We start from the raw sequence: 16,126 nt of genomic DNA, 5'->3' as shown, positions 1-16,126 counted from the left end.
CTATCGACCGACGGAATAACGATATTGATTTCGCAATACAAGAAATGGTTGTTTCTGGCCGATACACTCAAGAGGCCAGCCAATGCACTCATACGCGCCAGCGCCCACAGATGAAGACCTCCGCGCCCTGATCGACGACCATGTCGGGCTTGAGGGACCGCTCTTGCCGATCCTGCATGCAGTTCAAAAGGCTTTCGGCCATATCCCCGGGGCCGCCATTCCGCTGATTGCCGACGCGCTCAACATCACCAGGGCTGAACTGCACGGCGTTATCAGCTTTTATCACGATTTCCGTGAGGCCCCGGCGGGGCGGCATGTGGTGAAGATTTGCCGTGCCGAAGCCTGTCAGGCGATGGGCGGCGATGTGTTGGCCGAAGAGACACTGAAGAAACTCGGCCTCGATTGGCATGGCACCACGGTCAATGGCGCGGTGACGGTCGAGCCGGTGTATTGTCTCGGGCTGTGTGCCTGCGGACCGGCGGCGATGGTTGACGACAGGGTCGTGGGCCGGGTGGACGGTGCGCGAATGGACGCGCTTCTGAAGGAGGCGGGTGCATGAAGGTTTATATTCCAAGCGACAGCGCAGCCAAGGCGCTTGGCGCCGATGCGGTTGCCGAAAGGTTTGCCGCCGAGGCGGAGGCGCGCGGCCTGAATCCCGAGATCGTTCGCACCGGCACGCGCGGCATGATCTGGCTGGAACCGCTGGTCGAGATGGAACGGGACGGGGTGCGTATGGGCTATGGCCCGGTGACGCCGCAGGACGTGCCCGCCTTGCTGGATGGCACGTTCGAAGGTCTTGGCCCGGTCGAGGAAATTCCATTCTTCGCGCGGCAGACGCGGCTGACCTTTGCGCGATGCGGGGTCATCGACCCGCTCGACCTTGCCGATTACGAGGCGAACGGGGGGCTTGAGGGACTGCGCCGGGCCCTGGACATGACCGGGGATGAGATCGTGCGCGAAGTCACCGACTCGGGCTTGCGGGGGCGTGGCGGTGCGGGTTTTCCGACCGGCATCAAATGGAAGACCGTGCTGGAGGCGCAGGCGGCACAGAAATACATCGTCTGCAACGCCGACGAGGGCGACAGCGGCACCTTTGCCGACCGTATGATCATGGAGGGCGATCCCTTTACGCTGATCGAGGGCATGGCGATTGCCGGGTTGGGTGTGGGCGCGACACGGGGCTATGTCTATTTGCGCTCGGAATATCCGGATGCCATTCGCGTGATGCGCGAGGCGGTGCGGATCGCCCGCGCTGCGGGGCTGCTGGGGGCGGATGTTCTGAGGTCCGGCCGGGCCTTCGACATGGAGATCCGCGAAGGGGCCGGAGCCTATGTCTGCGGCGAGGAAACCTCGCTTTTGAATTCGCTGGAGGGCAAGCGCGGTGTGGTCCGGGCCAAACCCCCGCTGCCCGCGCTCGAGGGGTTCCTGGGCAGGCCGACCGTGGTGAACAACGTGATCAGCCTGGCCACCGTGCCGGTGATTTTCCAGAAGGGCGCGCAGCACTATGCCGATTTCGGGCTGGGCCGGTCACGCGGGACCGTGACGCTTCAGATTGCAGGAAACGTGGCGCGTGGCGGGCTGTTCGAGACCGCCTTTGGTATCTCGCTGGGGGAGGTGGTGAACGATCTGGCCGGCGGTACCGCCTCGGGCCGTCCGGTCAAGGCCGTTCAGGTGGGCGGACCGCTGGGCGCTTATCTGCCGGTGTCCGGTTTCGATGCCCGGCTGGGATATGAAGAGCTTGACGCCGAAGGCGGCCTTCTGGGCCATGCGGGCCTGGTTGTCTTCGACGACAGTGCCGACATGCTGGGCATGGCGCGTTTCGCCATGGAGTTCTGCGCCGTCGAAAGCTGTGGCAAGTGTACGCCCTGCCGCATCGGCGCGGTGCGTGGTGTGGAAACCATTGATCGCATCGCCGCGGGAGATGCCGACGCCATGCCGCTTCTGGCCGATCTTTGCGAGACCATGAAAGAGGGATCGCTTTGCGCGCTTGGCGGGTTCACGCCGCTGCCGGTGATGTCCGCGGTGACCCATTTCCCCGACGATTTCGCGACCACGAAGGAGGCCGCAGAATGAAGGATTTCATCATCCCCGACGACCGTGACATGGGCACGCCCGCAAAGACGGGTGCCCCTGTGACGCTGACCATCGACGGGTTCGAGGTGACGGTGCCCGAGGGCACCTCTGTCATGCGGGCCGCCGCCGAGGCGGGCATTTCGGTGCCCAAACTGTGCGCGACCGACAGCCTCGAGGCGTTCGGCTCCTGCCGGTTATGCGTGGTCGAGATCGAGGGGCGGCGCGGTACGCCCGCCTCCTGCACCACGCCGGTGGCCCCCGGTATGGCGGTGCGGACCCAATCCGACAAGGTGCGCAAACTCCGCAAGGGGGTGATGGAGCTTTATATCTCGGATCATCCTCTCGATTGTCTGACCTGCGCGGCCAATGGAGATTGCGAATTGCAGGACATGGCGGGCGCCGTGGGTCTGCGCGATGTGCGTTACGAGGCGCCGCAGAATGGCGGACTGGCCAACCATTTCGAGGCCCGCGATACCAGCGGAGTGGCCAATCCGGAATGGATGCCGAAGGATACTTCAAACCCCTATTTCACCTACGATCCCAGCAAATGCATCGTGTGCAACCGCTGTGTGCGCGCCTGCGAGGAAGTGCAGGGCACCTTTGCGCTGACGATCGAGGGGCGCGGTTTCGACAGCCGCGTGAGCGCGGGCACGGCGACGGACGATTTCCTGTCGTCCGATTGCGTGAGTTGCGGGGCCTGCGTGCAGGCTTGCCCGACGGCGACGTTGCAGGAAAAATCGGTGATCGAGATGGGCACGCCCGACCGTTCGGTGGTTACCACCTGCGCGTATTGCGGCGTGGGCTGTTCCTTCAAGGCCGAGTTGCAGGGCGACGACCTGGTTCGGATGGTGCCGTACAAGCACGGCAAGGCGAACCGGGGCCATTCCTGCGTCAAGGGCCGGTTTGCCTATGGCTATGCCAATCACAAGGACCGTATCCTCAACCCGATGATCCGCGACCGGGTCGATGAGCCGTGGCGCGAGGTAAGCTGGGACGAGGCGCTGACCTTTGCCGCGCAGAAACTGCGTGGACTTCAGGAGCAATACGGGCGCAGGTCCATCGGGGTCATTACCTCCAGCCGCTGCACGAACGAGGAAACCTTTCTGGTGCAGAAGCTGACGCGTTCGGTTTTCGGCAATAACAACACTGATACCTGCGCGCGGGTCTGCCATTCGCCCACGGGGTATGGTCTTGGTCAGGCTTTCGGAACATCCGCCGGGACACAGGATTTCGACTCGGTCGAGCAGACCGACGTGGTCATCGTCATCGGGGCGAACCCGACCGACGGTCACCCGGTTTTCGCCAGCCGGCTGAAAAAGCGGCTGCGCGCGGGGGCAAAGCTGATCGTGATCGACCCGCGCAGGATCGACCTTGTCAAATCGGCGCATGTGGAGGCCGCCCATCACCTGCCGCTGCGGCCCGGCACCAATGTGGCCGTGGTGACGGCGCTGGCGCATGTGATCGTCACCGAAGGCCTTATGGATGAGGAGTTCATCCGCACGCGTTGCGATTGGGACGAGTTCCAGGACTACGCCGCCTTCGTTTCTGATCCACGCCACAGCCCCGAGGCGGTCGCGCTTCTGACCGGGGTGGACCCGCAGGACCTGCGGGCGGCGGCGCGGCTTTTTGCGACCGGCGGGAACGGGGCGATCTATTACGGTCTGGGCGTGACCGAGCACAGCCAGGGATCGACCACGGTGATGGGCATCGCCAACCTTGCCATGCTGACCGGCAACATGGGTCGCCCCGGCGTGGGGGTGAACCCGCTGCGGGGGCAGAACAACGTGCAGGGCTCCTGCGATATGGGCAGCTTTCCGCATGAATTGCCGGGGTACCGCCATGTGAAGAACGCCGACGTGCGCGAGATGTTCGAGGCGATCTGGGGCACCGAGATCGACCCGGAGCCGGGCCTGCGCATTCCCAACATGTTGGATGCCGCCGTCGACGGAACCTTCAAGGGGCTCTATTGTCAGGGCGAGGATATCCTGCAATCCGATCCCGACACCAGGCATGTGGCGGCGGGCCTTGCCGCGATGGAATGCGTTATCGTGCATGACCTGTTCCTGAACGAAACGGCCAATTATGCGCATGTCTTCCTGCCCGGTTCGACCTTCCTCGAGAAGGACGGCACCTTCACCAATGCCGAACGCCGCATCAATCGTGTGCGCGAGGTGATGAAACCGCTCAACGGCTATGCCGACTGGGAGGTGACGCAACTGCTGGCCAATGCAATGGGCGCGGGCTGGCATTATACTCATCCGTCGCAAATCATGGATGAGATCGCCGCGACCACACCTTCGTTCGCTGGTGTCGATTATGCGCTTCTGGAAGAACAGGGCAGTGTGCAATGGCCCTGCAACGAAGAACATCCCGAGGGCACGCCGCTCATGCATGTCGACGGTTTCGTGCGCGGCAAGGGACGTTTCATCGTGACCGAATACGTGGCGACGGATGAAAAAACCGGACCGCGTTTTCCGCTGCTGCTGACCACCGGGCGCATTCTGAGCCAGTACAATGTCGGGGCGCAGACCCGGCGCACCGACAATGTCGTGTGGCACGAGCAGGATCTTCTGGAGATCCACCCCCACGATGCCGAAACCCGTGGGGTGAAGGAGGGGGATTGGGTCAAGCTGGCCAGCCGCTCCGGCGAGACGACCCTGCGCGCGCGCCTGACCGACAGGGTCAGCCCCGGCGTGGTTTACACCACATTCCATCACCCGGACACACAGGCCAATGTCATCACCACGGATTATTCCGACTGGGCGACGAACTGCCCGGAATACAAGGTGACGGCGGTGCAGATCAGCCCCTCGAACGGCCCGACCGACTGGCAGGAGGAATATGCCGCACAAGCTGAACGGTCGCGGCGCATCCTGCCGGCGGCAGAGTGAGCGGCGTCATGGGGTTCCCTCTGAGCCGCAGCATGTCGGGCCTGTCCGTCCATCGCGACGGGCGGGCGCCCATCAGCCGCACCTTGCCCGAGGAAGTGCCGGTGGCGCTGGTGTATAACGGAACGACACATGCGGTCATGATGGCGAGCCCCGGCGACATCGCCGATTTCGCCTATGGCTTTGCGCTGACCGAGGGGATTGTCACATCGCTCGATCAGGTGTTGGAGTTCGAAGAGGTCAGCCATGACAGCGGTATCGAAGCGCGGTTTTGGTTGCGCGACGACCGGCAGGAGGCGCTTTCGGCACGCCGCCGTTTCATGGCGGGGCCGGTGGGCTGTGGCCTGTGCGGACTCGACAGCCTGGAACAGGCCAATCGCGCGTTGCCAGTGATATCGGACGATGGGCTGAAGCTGCACCCGGCGCAAGTTGTGCGGGCCACGGATGACCTGCGCAGTTTGCAGGTTCTGCACGAGCGCACCCGCGCCACCCATGCCGCCGGGTTTCTTGTTCCGGGACAGGGCATTGTCACCCTGCGCGAGGATGTGGGCCGCCACAATGCGCTGGACAAACTGATCGGCGCGCTGGCCCGGCAGGGCATCGACCCCGCCGGCGGCGCGTTCGTTATGACCAGCCGCCTGTCCGTGGAACTGGTGCAGAAATGCGCCATGGCGGGCTGCGCTGCCCTGATCGCGGTATCTGCGCCGACCTCTCACGCCCTGCGCCTTGCCGAGGCCGCAGGTATCACTCTGGTCGCTTTCGCCCGTCAGGGCGGGTTCGACATCTATTCCCATCCCCAACGCGTCATATCCGAGGTATCCGATGTCGCCTGAGAAAATGGTTCACATGGCCAACCAGATCGCCACGTTCTTCAAGACACAGCCGGGCGACGATCAGGCCGAGAAGGTTGCGACCCATTTGCAGGATTTCTGGGACCCGCGGATGCGCAGCCAGTTGCGTGACTACGTGGCCCAAGGTGGCGAGGGGTTGGACGACATCGCCGTCAGGGCGGCGCGTTTGATCGCCTGAAATCACTTTCTTTCGGTGACGGGTTTGCGCAATGTGGCGATCACGCATTGCTGTGGTATGACGTATCCGGTTGCGATGTGCAGGGTTTTGCGCGCCTTGCCCGGATAGAAGCGGGCATGGTTCGAACTAAAACCCGCTACAAGCCCGGAGGAGTCGACGATGCGCATCCTGTTCCTGATCCTCGCCTTTCTGGCCGCGCCGGTAAGTGCCCGGACCGTGACGGACAGTGCCGGACGCGTTGTCGAGGTGCCGGAGGACGTATCGACGGTCTTTGCCGCCGGACCACCCGCCTCGGTGTTGGTCTATGTGATGAAACCTGAGGTGCTGACCGGTTGGCCCCGCGCATTGAGGCCGGAAGAGCGGGATTATATCGCCGCACCCTACCGTGACCTGCCGGAAACCGGACGCCTGACCGGGCGCGGGGGCGATGCCAATCTGGAACGAGTGCTGGAAATCGCACCGGACCTGATTATCGACTTCGGGTCGGTGCGCGACACCTATGTCGATCTTGCCGACCGGGTGCAGCAGCAAACCGGTATTCCCTATCTTCTGATCGACGGCCGGTTCGAGAACACGCCGGAGGCCCTGCGCCTTGTGGGAGAGGCTCTGGGGGTTCCGGAGCGGGGTGAACTTCTGGCGTCGGATGTCGAGGACATCTTTGACCGCCTTGAAGCCACGATTGCCGACACGCCAGAAGACAAGCGACCGCGCGTCTATCTTGCCCGCGGGCCGGACGGGCTTGAAACCGGGATGAAAGGCTCGATCAATACCGAGATCATCGAACGCGCGGGCGGGCGCAACGTTGCCGACGATGGCGGGCGCACCAGGGGCCTGATCCGGGCCTCCATGGAGCAGGTGATCGTCGCCGACCCCGACACGATCGTTACCTGGGACCGGAATTTCTTTGCCAGGGTGTCGGGCGATCCGCTCTGGCAGGGCATAGACGCGGTGCAACGGGGCCGGGTCTATCTGTCGCCGACCGCGCCTTTCGGCTGGATCGACCGTCCGCCCTCGCTCAACCGGATGATGGGGCTGATCTGGATGGCGGGGCTGTTCTATCCCGATAAATGGGATGGCGATCTGCGAGAAGAGGCGCGCCTGTTCTACCAGCGTTACTATCATGTCGATCTGAGCGACGAGGAACTGGACAGGCTGCTGGAATGGGCCGAGGGACAACCGCCGAGATGAACAACCGCCGCCCCGCGTTGACGATGACGGGCGCGTTGTCGCTGCTTCTGGTGCTCATGGCCTTTGGGGCGGTGATGATCGGGCCCTATGAGTTGAGCACGGGGCAGGTTCTGGCCGTGCTGGCGGGGCAGGGCGACGAGCAGGCGCGGATCGTCGTCTGGAACATCCGCCTGCCACGTATCGGAGCGGCGCTTCTGGTCGGGGCATCGCTGGCGGCGGCGGGCGCCAGTTTTCAGGCGCTTTTCCGCAATCCGCTGGTGTCGCCGGATATTCTGGGGGTGTCCGCCGGGGCCGGGCTGGGCGCCGTAGTGGGTATTTTCCTGGCCCTGCCGGTGGTCGCGATCCAGGTATCCGCCTTTGTCGGGGGTATGGTCGCGGTCGGGGTGGTCATGCTGGTCGCGTCGTTGGTGCGTAACACTGACCGGACGCTGACGCTGGTGCTTATCGGCGTCGTGATCGGCGCATTGGCGGGGGCGATGACCTCGTTGCTCAAGGTGCTGGCCGATCCCTATGATCAACTGCCCGCGATCACGTTCTGGTTTCTTGGTTCGCTGGCGGCGATCACCGATGACGATCTTCTGCCTGCCCTGCCTCTTGTGGTGATCGGCCTTTTGCCGCTGGCATTGCTGCGCTGGCGCGTTAACGTTCTGTCGCTGGGCGACGAAGAGGCAAGCTCTCTGGGCGTGGAGGCGGGGCGCACGCGGTTTTTCGTGATAGCCGCCGCGACGCTGATCACCGCGAGCGTGACCGCGCTTGCCGGTGTCGTGGGGTGGGTGGGTCTTGTCATCCCGCATATCGCACGCATGATCGTCGGTCCGGGCTTTGGCCGCCTGTTGCCCGCCTCGGCCCTGATCGGTGCGGGGTACCTTCTGATCGTCGATACGCTGGCGCGGACCATTGCGCAGATCGAGGTTCCGCTGGGGGTTTTGACGGCGGTGATCGGGGCGCCCTTTTTCGTCTGGCTGTTGGCACGCGGGCGGCGGGGGTGGTCATGATGCTGACCGCGCAGGGGCTTGATATCGGTTATGGCACCAGGCGGGTGGGGCGGGGGCTGTCACTCGGTGTGGATGCGGGCGAAATCGTGTGCCTTCTGGGCCCGAACGGGTGCGGCAAGACCACGCTGTTCCGCACCCTGCTTGGGTTGATCCCGGCATTGGGTGGTACCGTGGCTCTTGCCGGTCAGCCGATTGCGGCCCTGCGCCGGGCCGAGATCGCGCGGCGTATCGCCTATGTTCCGCAGGCCCATGCACCGCCTTTCCCGTTCGAGGCGCTCGATGTCGTGCTGATGGGGCGTACGGCACGGCTGGGTGTGTTCGGTCAGCCCGGCAACGCCGACCGTGCTGCCGCCTTTGCCGCGATGGAACGGCTTGGAATCGCCGATCTGGCAGACCGCGATTACTCTCGCCTGTCCGGCGGGCAGCGGCAGCTTGTCCTGATCGCGCGTGCCTTGGCGCAGGAGACGCCGTTGATCGTCATGGACGAGCCCACCGCAAGCCTCGATTTCGGCAATCAGGCGCAGGTGCTGGCCCAGATCGCCGCCATTGCGGGGGCCGCCGGAACAGAGGAGCGAAGCGTGATCCTGTCCACGCATGATCCCGATCAGGCCTTTGCGCTCAACGCGCGGGTGATGCTGATGAAGGACGGCCAGTTCCATGCCGAAGGGCCCGCCGATCATGCTCTGACCGATGAGACACTGAGCGCTGTCTACGGCTTGCCCGTCGCAGTGGAGAAAACCGAAAGCGGCCGGCATGTCTGCGTCCCGTCGATCGCAGCGCGATCTTCAACGGCGGGCGTATCGGGTGCGTCAGGATAGAAGCGGGATAGCTGGCAGAAACTGAACAGGGGCAGCGGGCTGGAAAATCATGCATTTCGTATGCTGTGGGAACGACATGAAAAAAGACCGGGCTCGTGAGAGCCCGGCCCGTTCGTTCCTTTCGCCGGAAGGGTTAGCCCTCCCAGGTCTCCATTGCCTCGAAATCGGCAGCGGAATAGTTCGTCGAGGCATGCAGCGTGCCGGTTTCGCCATCGCGGCTCAGCGATACTTCCTCGAAGGCTACGGCAACCGGTTTCGCGCCGATGCCGAGGAAGCCGCCGACGTCAATCACCACATCAGTGATTTCACCGCTGTCTCCGACGACAAGCTCGGAAATGTCGCCCACGTTCTCACCTGACGGGTCGTGGACAGCCAAGCCTTCCAGTTCCTCGGCAGTCAGGGCCTGACGCTCGTCTGCGCCCAGGTCACCCCCGCCGCCCATCGGATTCTCGGTTTCCGGGGCTTGTACCGTGGTGTCGCCGCTATCGGTCGCGGGAGCCTCGGTCGTGGTGTCGCCACCGGTTTCGGGGGCTTCCATTGTGCCGGTACCGGTATCGGTCCCGTTTGCAGGCGCTTCAATGGCGGGTTGGTTTGCCGGGTCTTCTTCGGTGCTCTGCGTTTGAGCAAGAACCGGAGACGCGGCGAGCGCGACAATTGCCGTCGTAGCAAGAATGCGTTTCATGATCAGTCTCCTTCATGTCTGGTCGATCAGCGCCGCGATGTTGCGACGTCGTGCTGTACCAACCCGCAGAGGCCGCGAAGGTTTCTGCAACAGGCAAAAAAATAGCGGAAAAATTTGCGGAACCTTTATGGTGCCTCTGGCGTTGATCCCACGCGGGTCCGGGCATGAAATCGCTATGGTGCGATGTTGTGCGGGGCCCGATGAAAAGCGCGGAAAAGGAGGGGAAATAATAATGTTGGAAATCAGTGGTCTTGGTGGGCTTATTCTTCTTGTGCTCGATATCTGGGCCATCGTTTCGGTGGTTGGTTCGGGCGCTTCGACCGGCAGCAAGGTGCTGTGGGTGCTTGTCATTCTGCTTCTGCCGTTGCTGGGCTTCATCGTCTGGCTGATCGCCGGTCCGCGCGCGGCCAGGGCCTGATCGAAACGCGATCATGAGGCGCGGTGAAAAAAATGCGATTCAAATGGAACAATCCCTGCATGGCGGTGTTGAGCCAGTGACGCCAGCGTTACTTGCCTACGCTGCCTCGTCCCGAACCCGCGCATTCCCCAAGTGCTTTCGGGTTCGTTTGCACCCCATCTGTCCCTCGGGTGCCAGCCCCCGCCTGTAAAATGGCGGGGGCTTTTTTCAGGCGTATATATCCTGTCCGCGAAATGAACCTGCGCAGACCCATGCGCGCCATGGCTCGGGTGTCTGAGCGGTTTGCCGATATTCCGGTTTTGTGGAAATCCTGCCGGGCCGTGTTGGCCTTGAGGTTTCAGGCTTCGTCGTTGCCGTCCTCGAAAATGTCGAGCATCACCATCGCGATGACCAGAACCGGGATGGCGATGATTCCGCCGATTGGCCCCCACAGCCAGAGCCATACCACCAGAGAGATGAAGATCAGCAGCGGATTGACCGAGATGCGCTTGCCCAGAAATGCCGGGGTGACGAATTGCGCTTCGAGCATGTTCAAGCCCAGAAAGATCGCCGGAGGCAGCAGCGCCATCAGCCCGTTGAACGTGACCAGCCCCGCGATGAGCAGACCTGCCGTGACCATCATCGGCCCCATGTAGAGAATGAAATTCGCCAGCGCGGCGATCACGCCCCAGACAAAAGCGCCGGGCAGGCCGATCAGCGCCATGGCGCCGCCCAGGGTCGCGCCCAGGCCGGCATTGATTACCGAGATCGTCAGGAAATAGCGTGAGACCAGACGCTCGGCATTGGTAAAGCGTTGCAGGATGATTGCAGTATCGGCTGAACTGCCGATCCAGCTCGACAGCCATGCGTAAATGTTTTTGCGCGTGAGCAGGAAGAAAAACAGGACGCCGGTGAAAATCAGTATCTGGGTGATGACCAGTGGCGCCAGGAATAAGGCCGAGGTGATGCTGGGAATGGCGGGATCGGCGTTTTTGCCTTCGGCTTCGGGCTTGGAGCCGAGCGCTTCTTTGACCTCCTGGTTCATCTCGTTCAGGCTCTGGAACAGCCCGCGGAATTCCTCGATCAGTGCACGCAATTCCCATTTGATACGCGGTAGTTCTTCGGCAATGCGCCATACCAAAGGTTCAGCCAGGAAAATCAGAGTGACGATGATCAGCCCGCCAAAGACCACCACCAGTGCCGCCACCATGCCATGCGGCAGGCCCGTACGTTCAAGCATGTCGGTGATTGGTGCCAGGATGACACCGGTGACAAGGCCCAGAACCATCGGCGCGAGAATATCCGTTGCTGTCCAGAGTATGGCGAAACCGAGCGTGACGATGACCATGATCGCAGCGCCACGCAGCACGGGATCGGCGGGTAAAGATGACCTTTGCATATAACGCAAACGCGGTCGGTCGCTCAAATGTTCCCCGGTCGCGGGTTTCTGTTCAGCGGTCTGTACTGCGTGCGGCGCGACCCGCGCGCATGCCGGTGGCAAAACCCTCGGCGATCTGAACGAATGGGTCTTTCGGTTGCGCAGGCTCGGGCGGGTGTGCTGCGCCCGGGTGCCGCCCCAGGGCCATGAAGCAAACCCCCAGAATCAGGTAGAGCGCGCCAATCGCCGCGCATGCGACGATTGCGCCCTGAAGGACAGCGATCATGAGCCACAGCGCCACCGACAACAGCGCCAGCCCCGTTGTTCCGAAAACGATGCCCATCATAGTAAATGTGGCCGAACGCGCCGCCCGGCGCGCCCGGTCTTCGACCTCGTGCAACATGCCCGGCATGGGTTATTTCCGCCCGGTCATGAAACCCAGCAGGAATCCCACACCCACGGCGATTCCCACTGCGGCGGCAGGTTGTGCGCGTACCGCGTCGGTGGCCTGTTGGCCCATCTCCTCGGCGTGGTGCCGGGCTGCGCGCAGCTGGCGCTCGCCCTCCTCACGCAGATCGACCGCCTTGCGCCGCGCACCGTCAATCGCCGCATCTCCCGATGAACGACCCAAATCGTAAAGCGTTTCGGAGATCGTCGCGATGTCGGCCCGAAGCGTCGAAATCTGTTCGGAGAGTTGTTCGATATCGTTCTGCGGTGAGTTGCTTTTGGCTTGTGCCATGGCGATGTCCTTTCCTTCGGTTGCGCTTTTCGGTCAACGCACGGGACCCGGAGAGGTTCCACTGGAAGTGGTAAATTCGCCACAGCGGCAGGAACGGACCCGTTATTGTGGATTTTATGGAACCTGACAGAGGGTCAGGCCGTTTCATACCCATCGCAAACGGAGTGTTGAAAATCGGAAGGAGAAAACAAATGCTTTACTGGGCACTGCTCTTTTTCATCGTAGCACTTGTCGCCGGAGTGTTCGGATTTGGTGGTATCGCGTCGGCTTCGGCCGGGATCGCGCAGATCCTTTTCGTGATCTTCCTGATCCTTTTCGTCATCGCATTGGCCGCAAGGGCCCTGCGGGGCCGGATGCCCTGATCGGGGTGGATGCACAAGGCGTCAAAGACGACAAAAAAGCCCTGTACGTTGCTATACGTACAGGGCTTTTCAGCGTTCAGAGAAAAGATCTTCAGGGAAACCACCTCAGTTTTGCAATGTCTCCGTACTGGTGAAGAACATTGCCTGGCTGACCGCCGATTGCACCTGTTCCTCGGTATAGGGCTTGGTGATCAGAAAGGCGGGTTCGGGCCGTTCACCGGTCAGCAATCGTTCGGGGAATGCCGTGATGAAAACCACCGGCAGATCGCCCATTTCCTTCAGGATATGGTTCACCGCGTCGATCCCCGAGGATTTGTCGGCCAGTTGAATATCGGCCAGGATCATGTCCGGCGGGACGCGCCGCGCCAGATTTACCGCCTCATCGCGGGTGCGTGCCACGCCGGTCACCTCGTGACCCATGCCCTCGACAATTGCGCGGATGTCCATGGCGATAATGGCTTCATCCTCGATTACCATGATGCGTCCGCGGATGGATTGCGCCATTTCCTTGCGGGCGATGGCGATCAGTTCCCCTGCCTCGGCGGGCGACACGCCGACGATATTGGCGATGTCGTCGATGGGGAATCCTTCGATGCTATGCAAAAGCAGGGCCTCGCGGGTGTTATGGGTGAGCCCGGCAAGATGCATCTGCGCCCGTGCCTCGGGTGAGCCGGTGCCGCCGGTTTCCTGCACCGGCGATCCTGATGACACCCAGATCCGGTTGAACGCCTTGAACAGCGCCACCTTTGGCGTGAGCCCGGTCTGAAAGACACCCTGATCCTCAAGCAAGGCTTCGAGTGTGGCTGCGGCATAATGATCGCCGCTTTGCTGACTGCCGGTCAAAGCGCGCGCATAGCGCCGCAGATAAGGCAGGTGTTCCGCGATTTCCGCTGACAGGTCGCGCGCGCTGGATGTTTCTGTCATGTCCGTCCTCGAAAAAATTTCCTTTGTGAGGAACTAAACGCCGTTCGACGTGTTAGGTTCCAAGGTTGAGGTGCAAAAAATGCATCAGTCCGGGCTGAACCGTTGGAACAGAATAGCATGGTGCGACAAAGCAGGAACTCGAAATTGAATCAGCAGATCGACGACAATCTAAGGCGCGTCTACGATGATGCCGCGCGCGAACCGGTCCCCGAGCGGTTTACGAAATTGCTGGAGCAATTGCGCCAGCAGGAACAAAAGCCCTGCGCACCGGACAGCGATACGTCGCCGGAGGATGACGACCAGTGACCGATAGCGCCGACCCCAGAGAAGAGCTGATCGAGCACCTTCCCGCCATGCGCGCCTTTGCCATGAGCCTGACGCGCAATTCCGCGGCTGCCGACGATCTGGTGCAGGACACGATCGTCAAGGCCTGGGGGAAATTCGATCACTTCCAAACGGGCACCAACCTGCGGGCCTGGCTGTTCACCATTTTGCGAAACACCTACTATTCGCTCTACCGCAAGCGCCGTCGCGAGGTCGAGGACCCCGATGGGGAAATGGCTGGTGCGATGTCGGAAAAACCCGCCCATGACGGCCATCTCGTGATGAGCGATTTTCGGGAAGCTTTCGCGCAACTGACCGATGAACAGCGCGAAGTGTTGATCCTTGTCGGCGCCGAAGGCTTTTCCTACGAGGACGCCGCCGAGATGTGCGGCTGTGCTGTCGGGACCATCAAAAGCCGTACCAACCGCGCGCGCAAGCGGCTGGCCGAACTGATGCATCTGGATGAGGATGACAGCCTTGACATGACGGACGCCGCAACGCTTGCGGTGGTGCAGGGAAATCCGGCTGCATGAGCGATACCCCGCGCCGTGCACTTAAACCCGGCCTTGCCGTCCAGCTGGTGCTGGTGCTCAGCATCGCGATTCTGCCACTGGGCCTGATATCCGTCTACCAGACGCTCAAGGTGCTGGAAGAGCGCCGTGCGCTTTCCGAAACCGCGCTTCTCGAACAGACGCAACAGGCGGTGGCGGCCAGCCGCGAGGTAATTGGCTCTGCCGTCAGTTCGGCCGAGGCGCTGGCCATTACCGTCGCTGCCTTTCGCTCGGATATCCGCGCTTGCGAGGCGGTGATGGGGCGTATTGTCGAAGAGTCGCCTCTCTATATGTTTGCGGGGTTTGTGAATCGTGACCTGCAACTGGTCTGCTCATCGCGCGGGGAACAGCGCGATCTGGGCAATCTGGACGTGATCCGCGCCGAACTGGGCAGTGCACAGACCGAAATTCAGATGCAACCGCTTGCGTTTCTGGGTGGGGCAGCCTCGGTCAATGTCATGGTGCCGGTTTTCGATAACGGTACTTTTCTGGGAAAGGTTCTGATCGCCGTGCCGATCAGCGCGCTCAATACGTCGTTGTCGGGCCGTGCCCCGGACGTGGATCTGGTGCTGTTCCAGTCGCGTGGCGAAATCATCGCCACGCAGGATTTCACGGATGATCGCCGCTCGGTTCTGCCCCGTAATGTCGGCCTTGAAACACTGGCCCTGCGCGCACGTCACACATTTCGCGGCAGCAATCGCGAAGGGCTGGAGCGCGATTTTGCCGTCGTGCCCATCGTCGATGGCCGCGTCTTCGCCCTTGGAAGCTGGGCCCCGCGCAGCCGCAGCCTTGTCCTGCCCGGCTATGAAGAGGCCTTCGCGCTGTATTTTCCGATCATCATGTGGGTGATCGCCATCGTTGTGGCCTATGTCGGGGTTCATCGTCTGGTGATCCGCCATGTGCGCCGCCTGCGGTCGTGGATGCGGTTGTATACGGCGGGGCGTGCCGATCTGGATCAGGCCCGGCTCGACAATGCGCCCGAAGAACTGGAAGTCGTGGCCGAGGCGTTTCGCGCCATGACCCGCAATCTCACCGAACAGGACCGCCGCCGCGAAGAGGATTTGCAGGAAAAAACCGTACTCCTGCGTGAGGTTCATCACCGCGTAAAGAACAACCTACAACTGATTGCCAGCATTATGAATATGCAGATCCGCGCCACCGGAAGCAACGAGGCCAAGCGCCTGCTGCGTCGTGTGCAGGACAGGGTAATGGCGCTTTCGACGATCCACCGCTATCTTTATCTGGCGCGTAAACTGTCGATGGTGCGCGCCGACAAGCTGTTGAATGAGATCATTCAGCAATTGGTGATTGTTGGCACGCTGGACGAAAACGGTCATCAGATCAAGATGGCGACCGAATTCGACGCGATCGAGATCGACCCCGACCAGTCTGTGCCGCTGTCGCTGCTTGCCGCAGAGGCGGGCATGAACGCTGTGAAATACAGTGGTGTAATCAAGGGTGGCGAGGCCTGGATCAATATTGCGCTGAAAAAGATCGAAGGCGATGCGGTTTGCCTGAGCGTGGTGAATTCGCGCGCGCCTGCCGATACTGGCGCCACCGGCGATGTGCAGGATGGTTTACTTGACGGTTCCGGGCTTGGTTCGCGATTGATCGAATCCTTCGTCATGCAATTGAACGGCACGCTCGAGGTGAACGATTTGCCCGAGCGGTACGAACTTCATGTTACCTTTCCTCGTGTCTGGCACGATCGGGACGACGAGGAAGACACAACTGCTGACGAGCTAATGGCCTGACCATAATTTCAGGAGGGGAAGCGG

General features: G+C 61.9%; 19 protein-coding genes. 13 read left to right on the top strand and 6 right to left on the bottom strand.

The genetic code is table 11. From position 1 onward, the window contains the following. Positions 1-82: 82 nt before the first annotated feature. The 5 genes from BUB53_RS16100 to BUB53_RS16080 are packed head-to-tail and all read left to right on the top strand — an operon-like array spanning position 83 to position 5,990. Positions 83-559 carry a formate dehydrogenase subunit gamma gene (locus BUB53_RS16100; protein WP_073035897.1) on the top strand — a complete coding sequence of 159 codons (477 nt, stop codon included), beginning with the start codon at positions 83-85 and terminating at the stop codon, positions 557-559. Then, positions 556-2,073: a formate dehydrogenase beta subunit gene (locus tag BUB53_RS16095; protein ID WP_073035895.1), complete on the top strand. Its 1,518-nt coding sequence runs from the start codon at positions 556-558 to the stop codon at positions 2,071-2,073. The genes BUB53_RS16100 and BUB53_RS16095 overlap by 4 nt, the downstream gene beginning before the upstream one ends. Continuing rightward, positions 2,070-4,964: a formate dehydrogenase subunit alpha gene (fdhF, locus tag BUB53_RS16090; protein WP_073035893.1), complete on the top strand. Its 2,895-nt coding sequence runs from the start codon at positions 2,070-2,072 to the stop codon at positions 4,962-4,964. The genes BUB53_RS16095 and fdhF overlap by 4 nt, the downstream gene beginning before the upstream one ends. Positions 4,965-4,972: 8 nt before the next feature. Further along, positions 4,973-5,794 carry a formate dehydrogenase accessory sulfurtransferase FdhD gene (fdhD, locus tag BUB53_RS16085; RefSeq protein WP_073035891.1) on the top strand — a complete coding sequence of 274 codons (822 nt, stop codon included), beginning with the start codon at positions 4,973-4,975 and terminating at the stop codon, positions 5,792-5,794. Then, complete coding sequence (locus BUB53_RS16080) at positions 5,784-5,990, top strand: formate dehydrogenase subunit delta (RefSeq protein ID WP_073035889.1); 207 nt, start codon at positions 5,784-5,786, stop codon at positions 5,988-5,990. The genes fdhD and BUB53_RS16080 overlap by 11 nt, the downstream gene beginning before the upstream one ends. Before the next feature lie 2 nt (positions 5,991-5,992). Here the strand turns inward: BUB53_RS16080 and BUB53_RS22810 are convergent, their stop codons facing one another. Continuing rightward, positions 5,993-6,157, bottom strand: a complete 165-nt coding sequence (locus BUB53_RS22810) for a hypothetical protein (protein ID WP_159437850.1) — start codon at positions 6,155-6,157, stop codon at positions 5,993-5,995. On the opposite strand from BUB53_RS22810, the gene BUB53_RS16075 reads away from it, so the two are divergent. Genes BUB53_RS16075 through BUB53_RS16065 form a run of 3 tightly spaced genes read left to right on the top strand, consistent with a single transcriptional unit; the run spans position 6,150 to position 8,991 of the window. Then, positions 6,150-7,178, top strand: coding sequence for an iron ABC transporter substrate-binding protein (locus BUB53_RS16075; protein ID WP_073035887.1), 1,029 nt, complete (start codon positions 6,150-6,152; stop codon positions 7,176-7,178). The two genes, BUB53_RS22810 and BUB53_RS16075, sit on opposite strands and share 8 nt — an antisense overlap. Then, positions 7,151-8,173: a FecCD family ABC transporter permease gene (locus BUB53_RS16070; RefSeq protein WP_084729221.1), complete on the top strand. Its 1,023-nt coding sequence runs from the start codon at positions 7,151-7,153 to the stop codon at positions 8,171-8,173. Before BUB53_RS16075 ends, BUB53_RS16070 begins: the two co-directional genes overlap by 28 nt. Continuing rightward, positions 8,170-8,991, top strand: coding sequence for an ABC transporter ATP-binding protein (locus tag BUB53_RS16065; RefSeq protein ID WP_073035883.1), 822 nt, complete (start codon positions 8,170-8,172; stop codon positions 8,989-8,991). Before BUB53_RS16070 ends, BUB53_RS16065 begins: the two co-directional genes overlap by 4 nt. A 133-nt stretch (positions 8,992-9,124) precedes the next feature. Here BUB53_RS16065 and BUB53_RS23225 read toward each other — a convergent pair whose 3' ends face one another. After that, a complete protein-coding gene (locus BUB53_RS23225; RefSeq protein WP_073035881.1) occupies positions 9,125-9,673 on the bottom strand; it encodes a PRC-barrel domain-containing protein in 549 nt (182 codons plus the stop codon). Between the two features lie 232 nt (positions 9,674-9,905). On the opposite strand from BUB53_RS23225, the gene BUB53_RS16055 reads away from it, so the two are divergent. Beyond that, complete coding sequence (locus BUB53_RS16055; RefSeq protein ID WP_073035879.1) at positions 9,906-10,091, top strand: PLDc N-terminal domain-containing protein; 186 nt, start codon at positions 9,906-9,908, stop codon at positions 10,089-10,091. A 337-nt stretch (positions 10,092-10,428) separates the two neighbouring features. Here the strand turns inward: BUB53_RS16055 and BUB53_RS16050 are convergent, their stop codons facing one another. From BUB53_RS16050 to BUB53_RS16040, 3 genes are all read right to left on the bottom strand, one after another. Beyond that, complete coding sequence (locus tag BUB53_RS16050; protein WP_234983218.1) at positions 10,429-11,418, bottom strand: AI-2E family transporter; 990 nt, start codon at positions 11,416-11,418, stop codon at positions 10,429-10,431. A gap of 103 nt (positions 11,419-11,521) precedes the next feature. Further along, positions 11,522-11,860, bottom strand: coding sequence for a phage holin family protein (locus tag BUB53_RS16045; RefSeq protein ID WP_073035876.1), 339 nt, complete (start codon positions 11,858-11,860; stop codon positions 11,522-11,524). Between the two features lie 3 nt (positions 11,861-11,863). Then, positions 11,864-12,187: an ElaB/YgaM/YqjD family protein gene (locus tag BUB53_RS16040; RefSeq protein WP_073035874.1), complete on the bottom strand. Its 324-nt coding sequence runs from the start codon at positions 12,185-12,187 to the stop codon at positions 11,864-11,866. Between the two features lie 191 nt (positions 12,188-12,378). Here BUB53_RS16040 and BUB53_RS16035 point away from each other — a divergent pair, with 191 nt between their 5' ends. Further along, positions 12,379-12,549 carry a DUF1328 domain-containing protein gene (locus BUB53_RS16035; RefSeq protein WP_073035872.1) on the top strand — a complete coding sequence of 57 codons (171 nt, stop codon included), beginning with the start codon at positions 12,379-12,381 and terminating at the stop codon, positions 12,547-12,549. Positions 12,550-12,654: 105 nt separating this feature from the next. Here the strand turns inward: BUB53_RS16035 and BUB53_RS16030 are convergent, their stop codons facing one another. Next, the gene (locus BUB53_RS16030; RefSeq protein ID WP_073035870.1) at positions 12,655-13,473 is read right to left on the bottom strand and encodes a response regulator; all 819 of its coding nucleotides are present in this window, start codon (positions 13,471-13,473) and stop codon (positions 12,655-12,657) included. Between the two features lie 144 nt (positions 13,474-13,617). Between BUB53_RS16030 and BUB53_RS16025 the strand changes: the two genes are divergently transcribed. Genes BUB53_RS16025 through BUB53_RS16015 form a run of 3 tightly spaced genes read left to right on the top strand, consistent with a single transcriptional unit; the run spans position 13,618 to position 16,102 of the window. Then, complete coding sequence (locus BUB53_RS16025; RefSeq protein WP_229709578.1) at positions 13,618-13,779, top strand: NepR family anti-sigma factor; 162 nt, start codon at positions 13,618-13,620, stop codon at positions 13,777-13,779. After that, positions 13,776-14,330: an RNA polymerase sigma factor gene (locus BUB53_RS16020; protein ID WP_268238470.1), complete on the top strand. Its 555-nt coding sequence runs from the start codon at positions 13,776-13,778 to the stop codon at positions 14,328-14,330. Before BUB53_RS16025 ends, BUB53_RS16020 begins: the two co-directional genes overlap by 4 nt. Beyond that, positions 14,327-16,102 (top strand): sensor histidine kinase, encoded by a 1,776-nt coding sequence (locus tag BUB53_RS16015; protein WP_073035866.1) that lies wholly within the window; start codon positions 14,327-14,329, stop codon positions 16,100-16,102. The genes BUB53_RS16020 and BUB53_RS16015 overlap by 4 nt, the downstream gene beginning before the upstream one ends. Positions 16,103-16,126 lie beyond the last annotated feature (24 nt).

This window comes from Roseovarius pacificus, assembly GCF_900142665.1.
Taxonomy (GTDB): domain Bacteria; phylum Pseudomonadota; class Alphaproteobacteria; order Rhodobacterales; family Rhodobacteraceae; genus Roseovarius; species Roseovarius pacificus.
The sequence above is the reverse complement of the archived record's forward strand: the minus strand, read 5'-3'. Positions and strand labels throughout refer to the sequence as shown.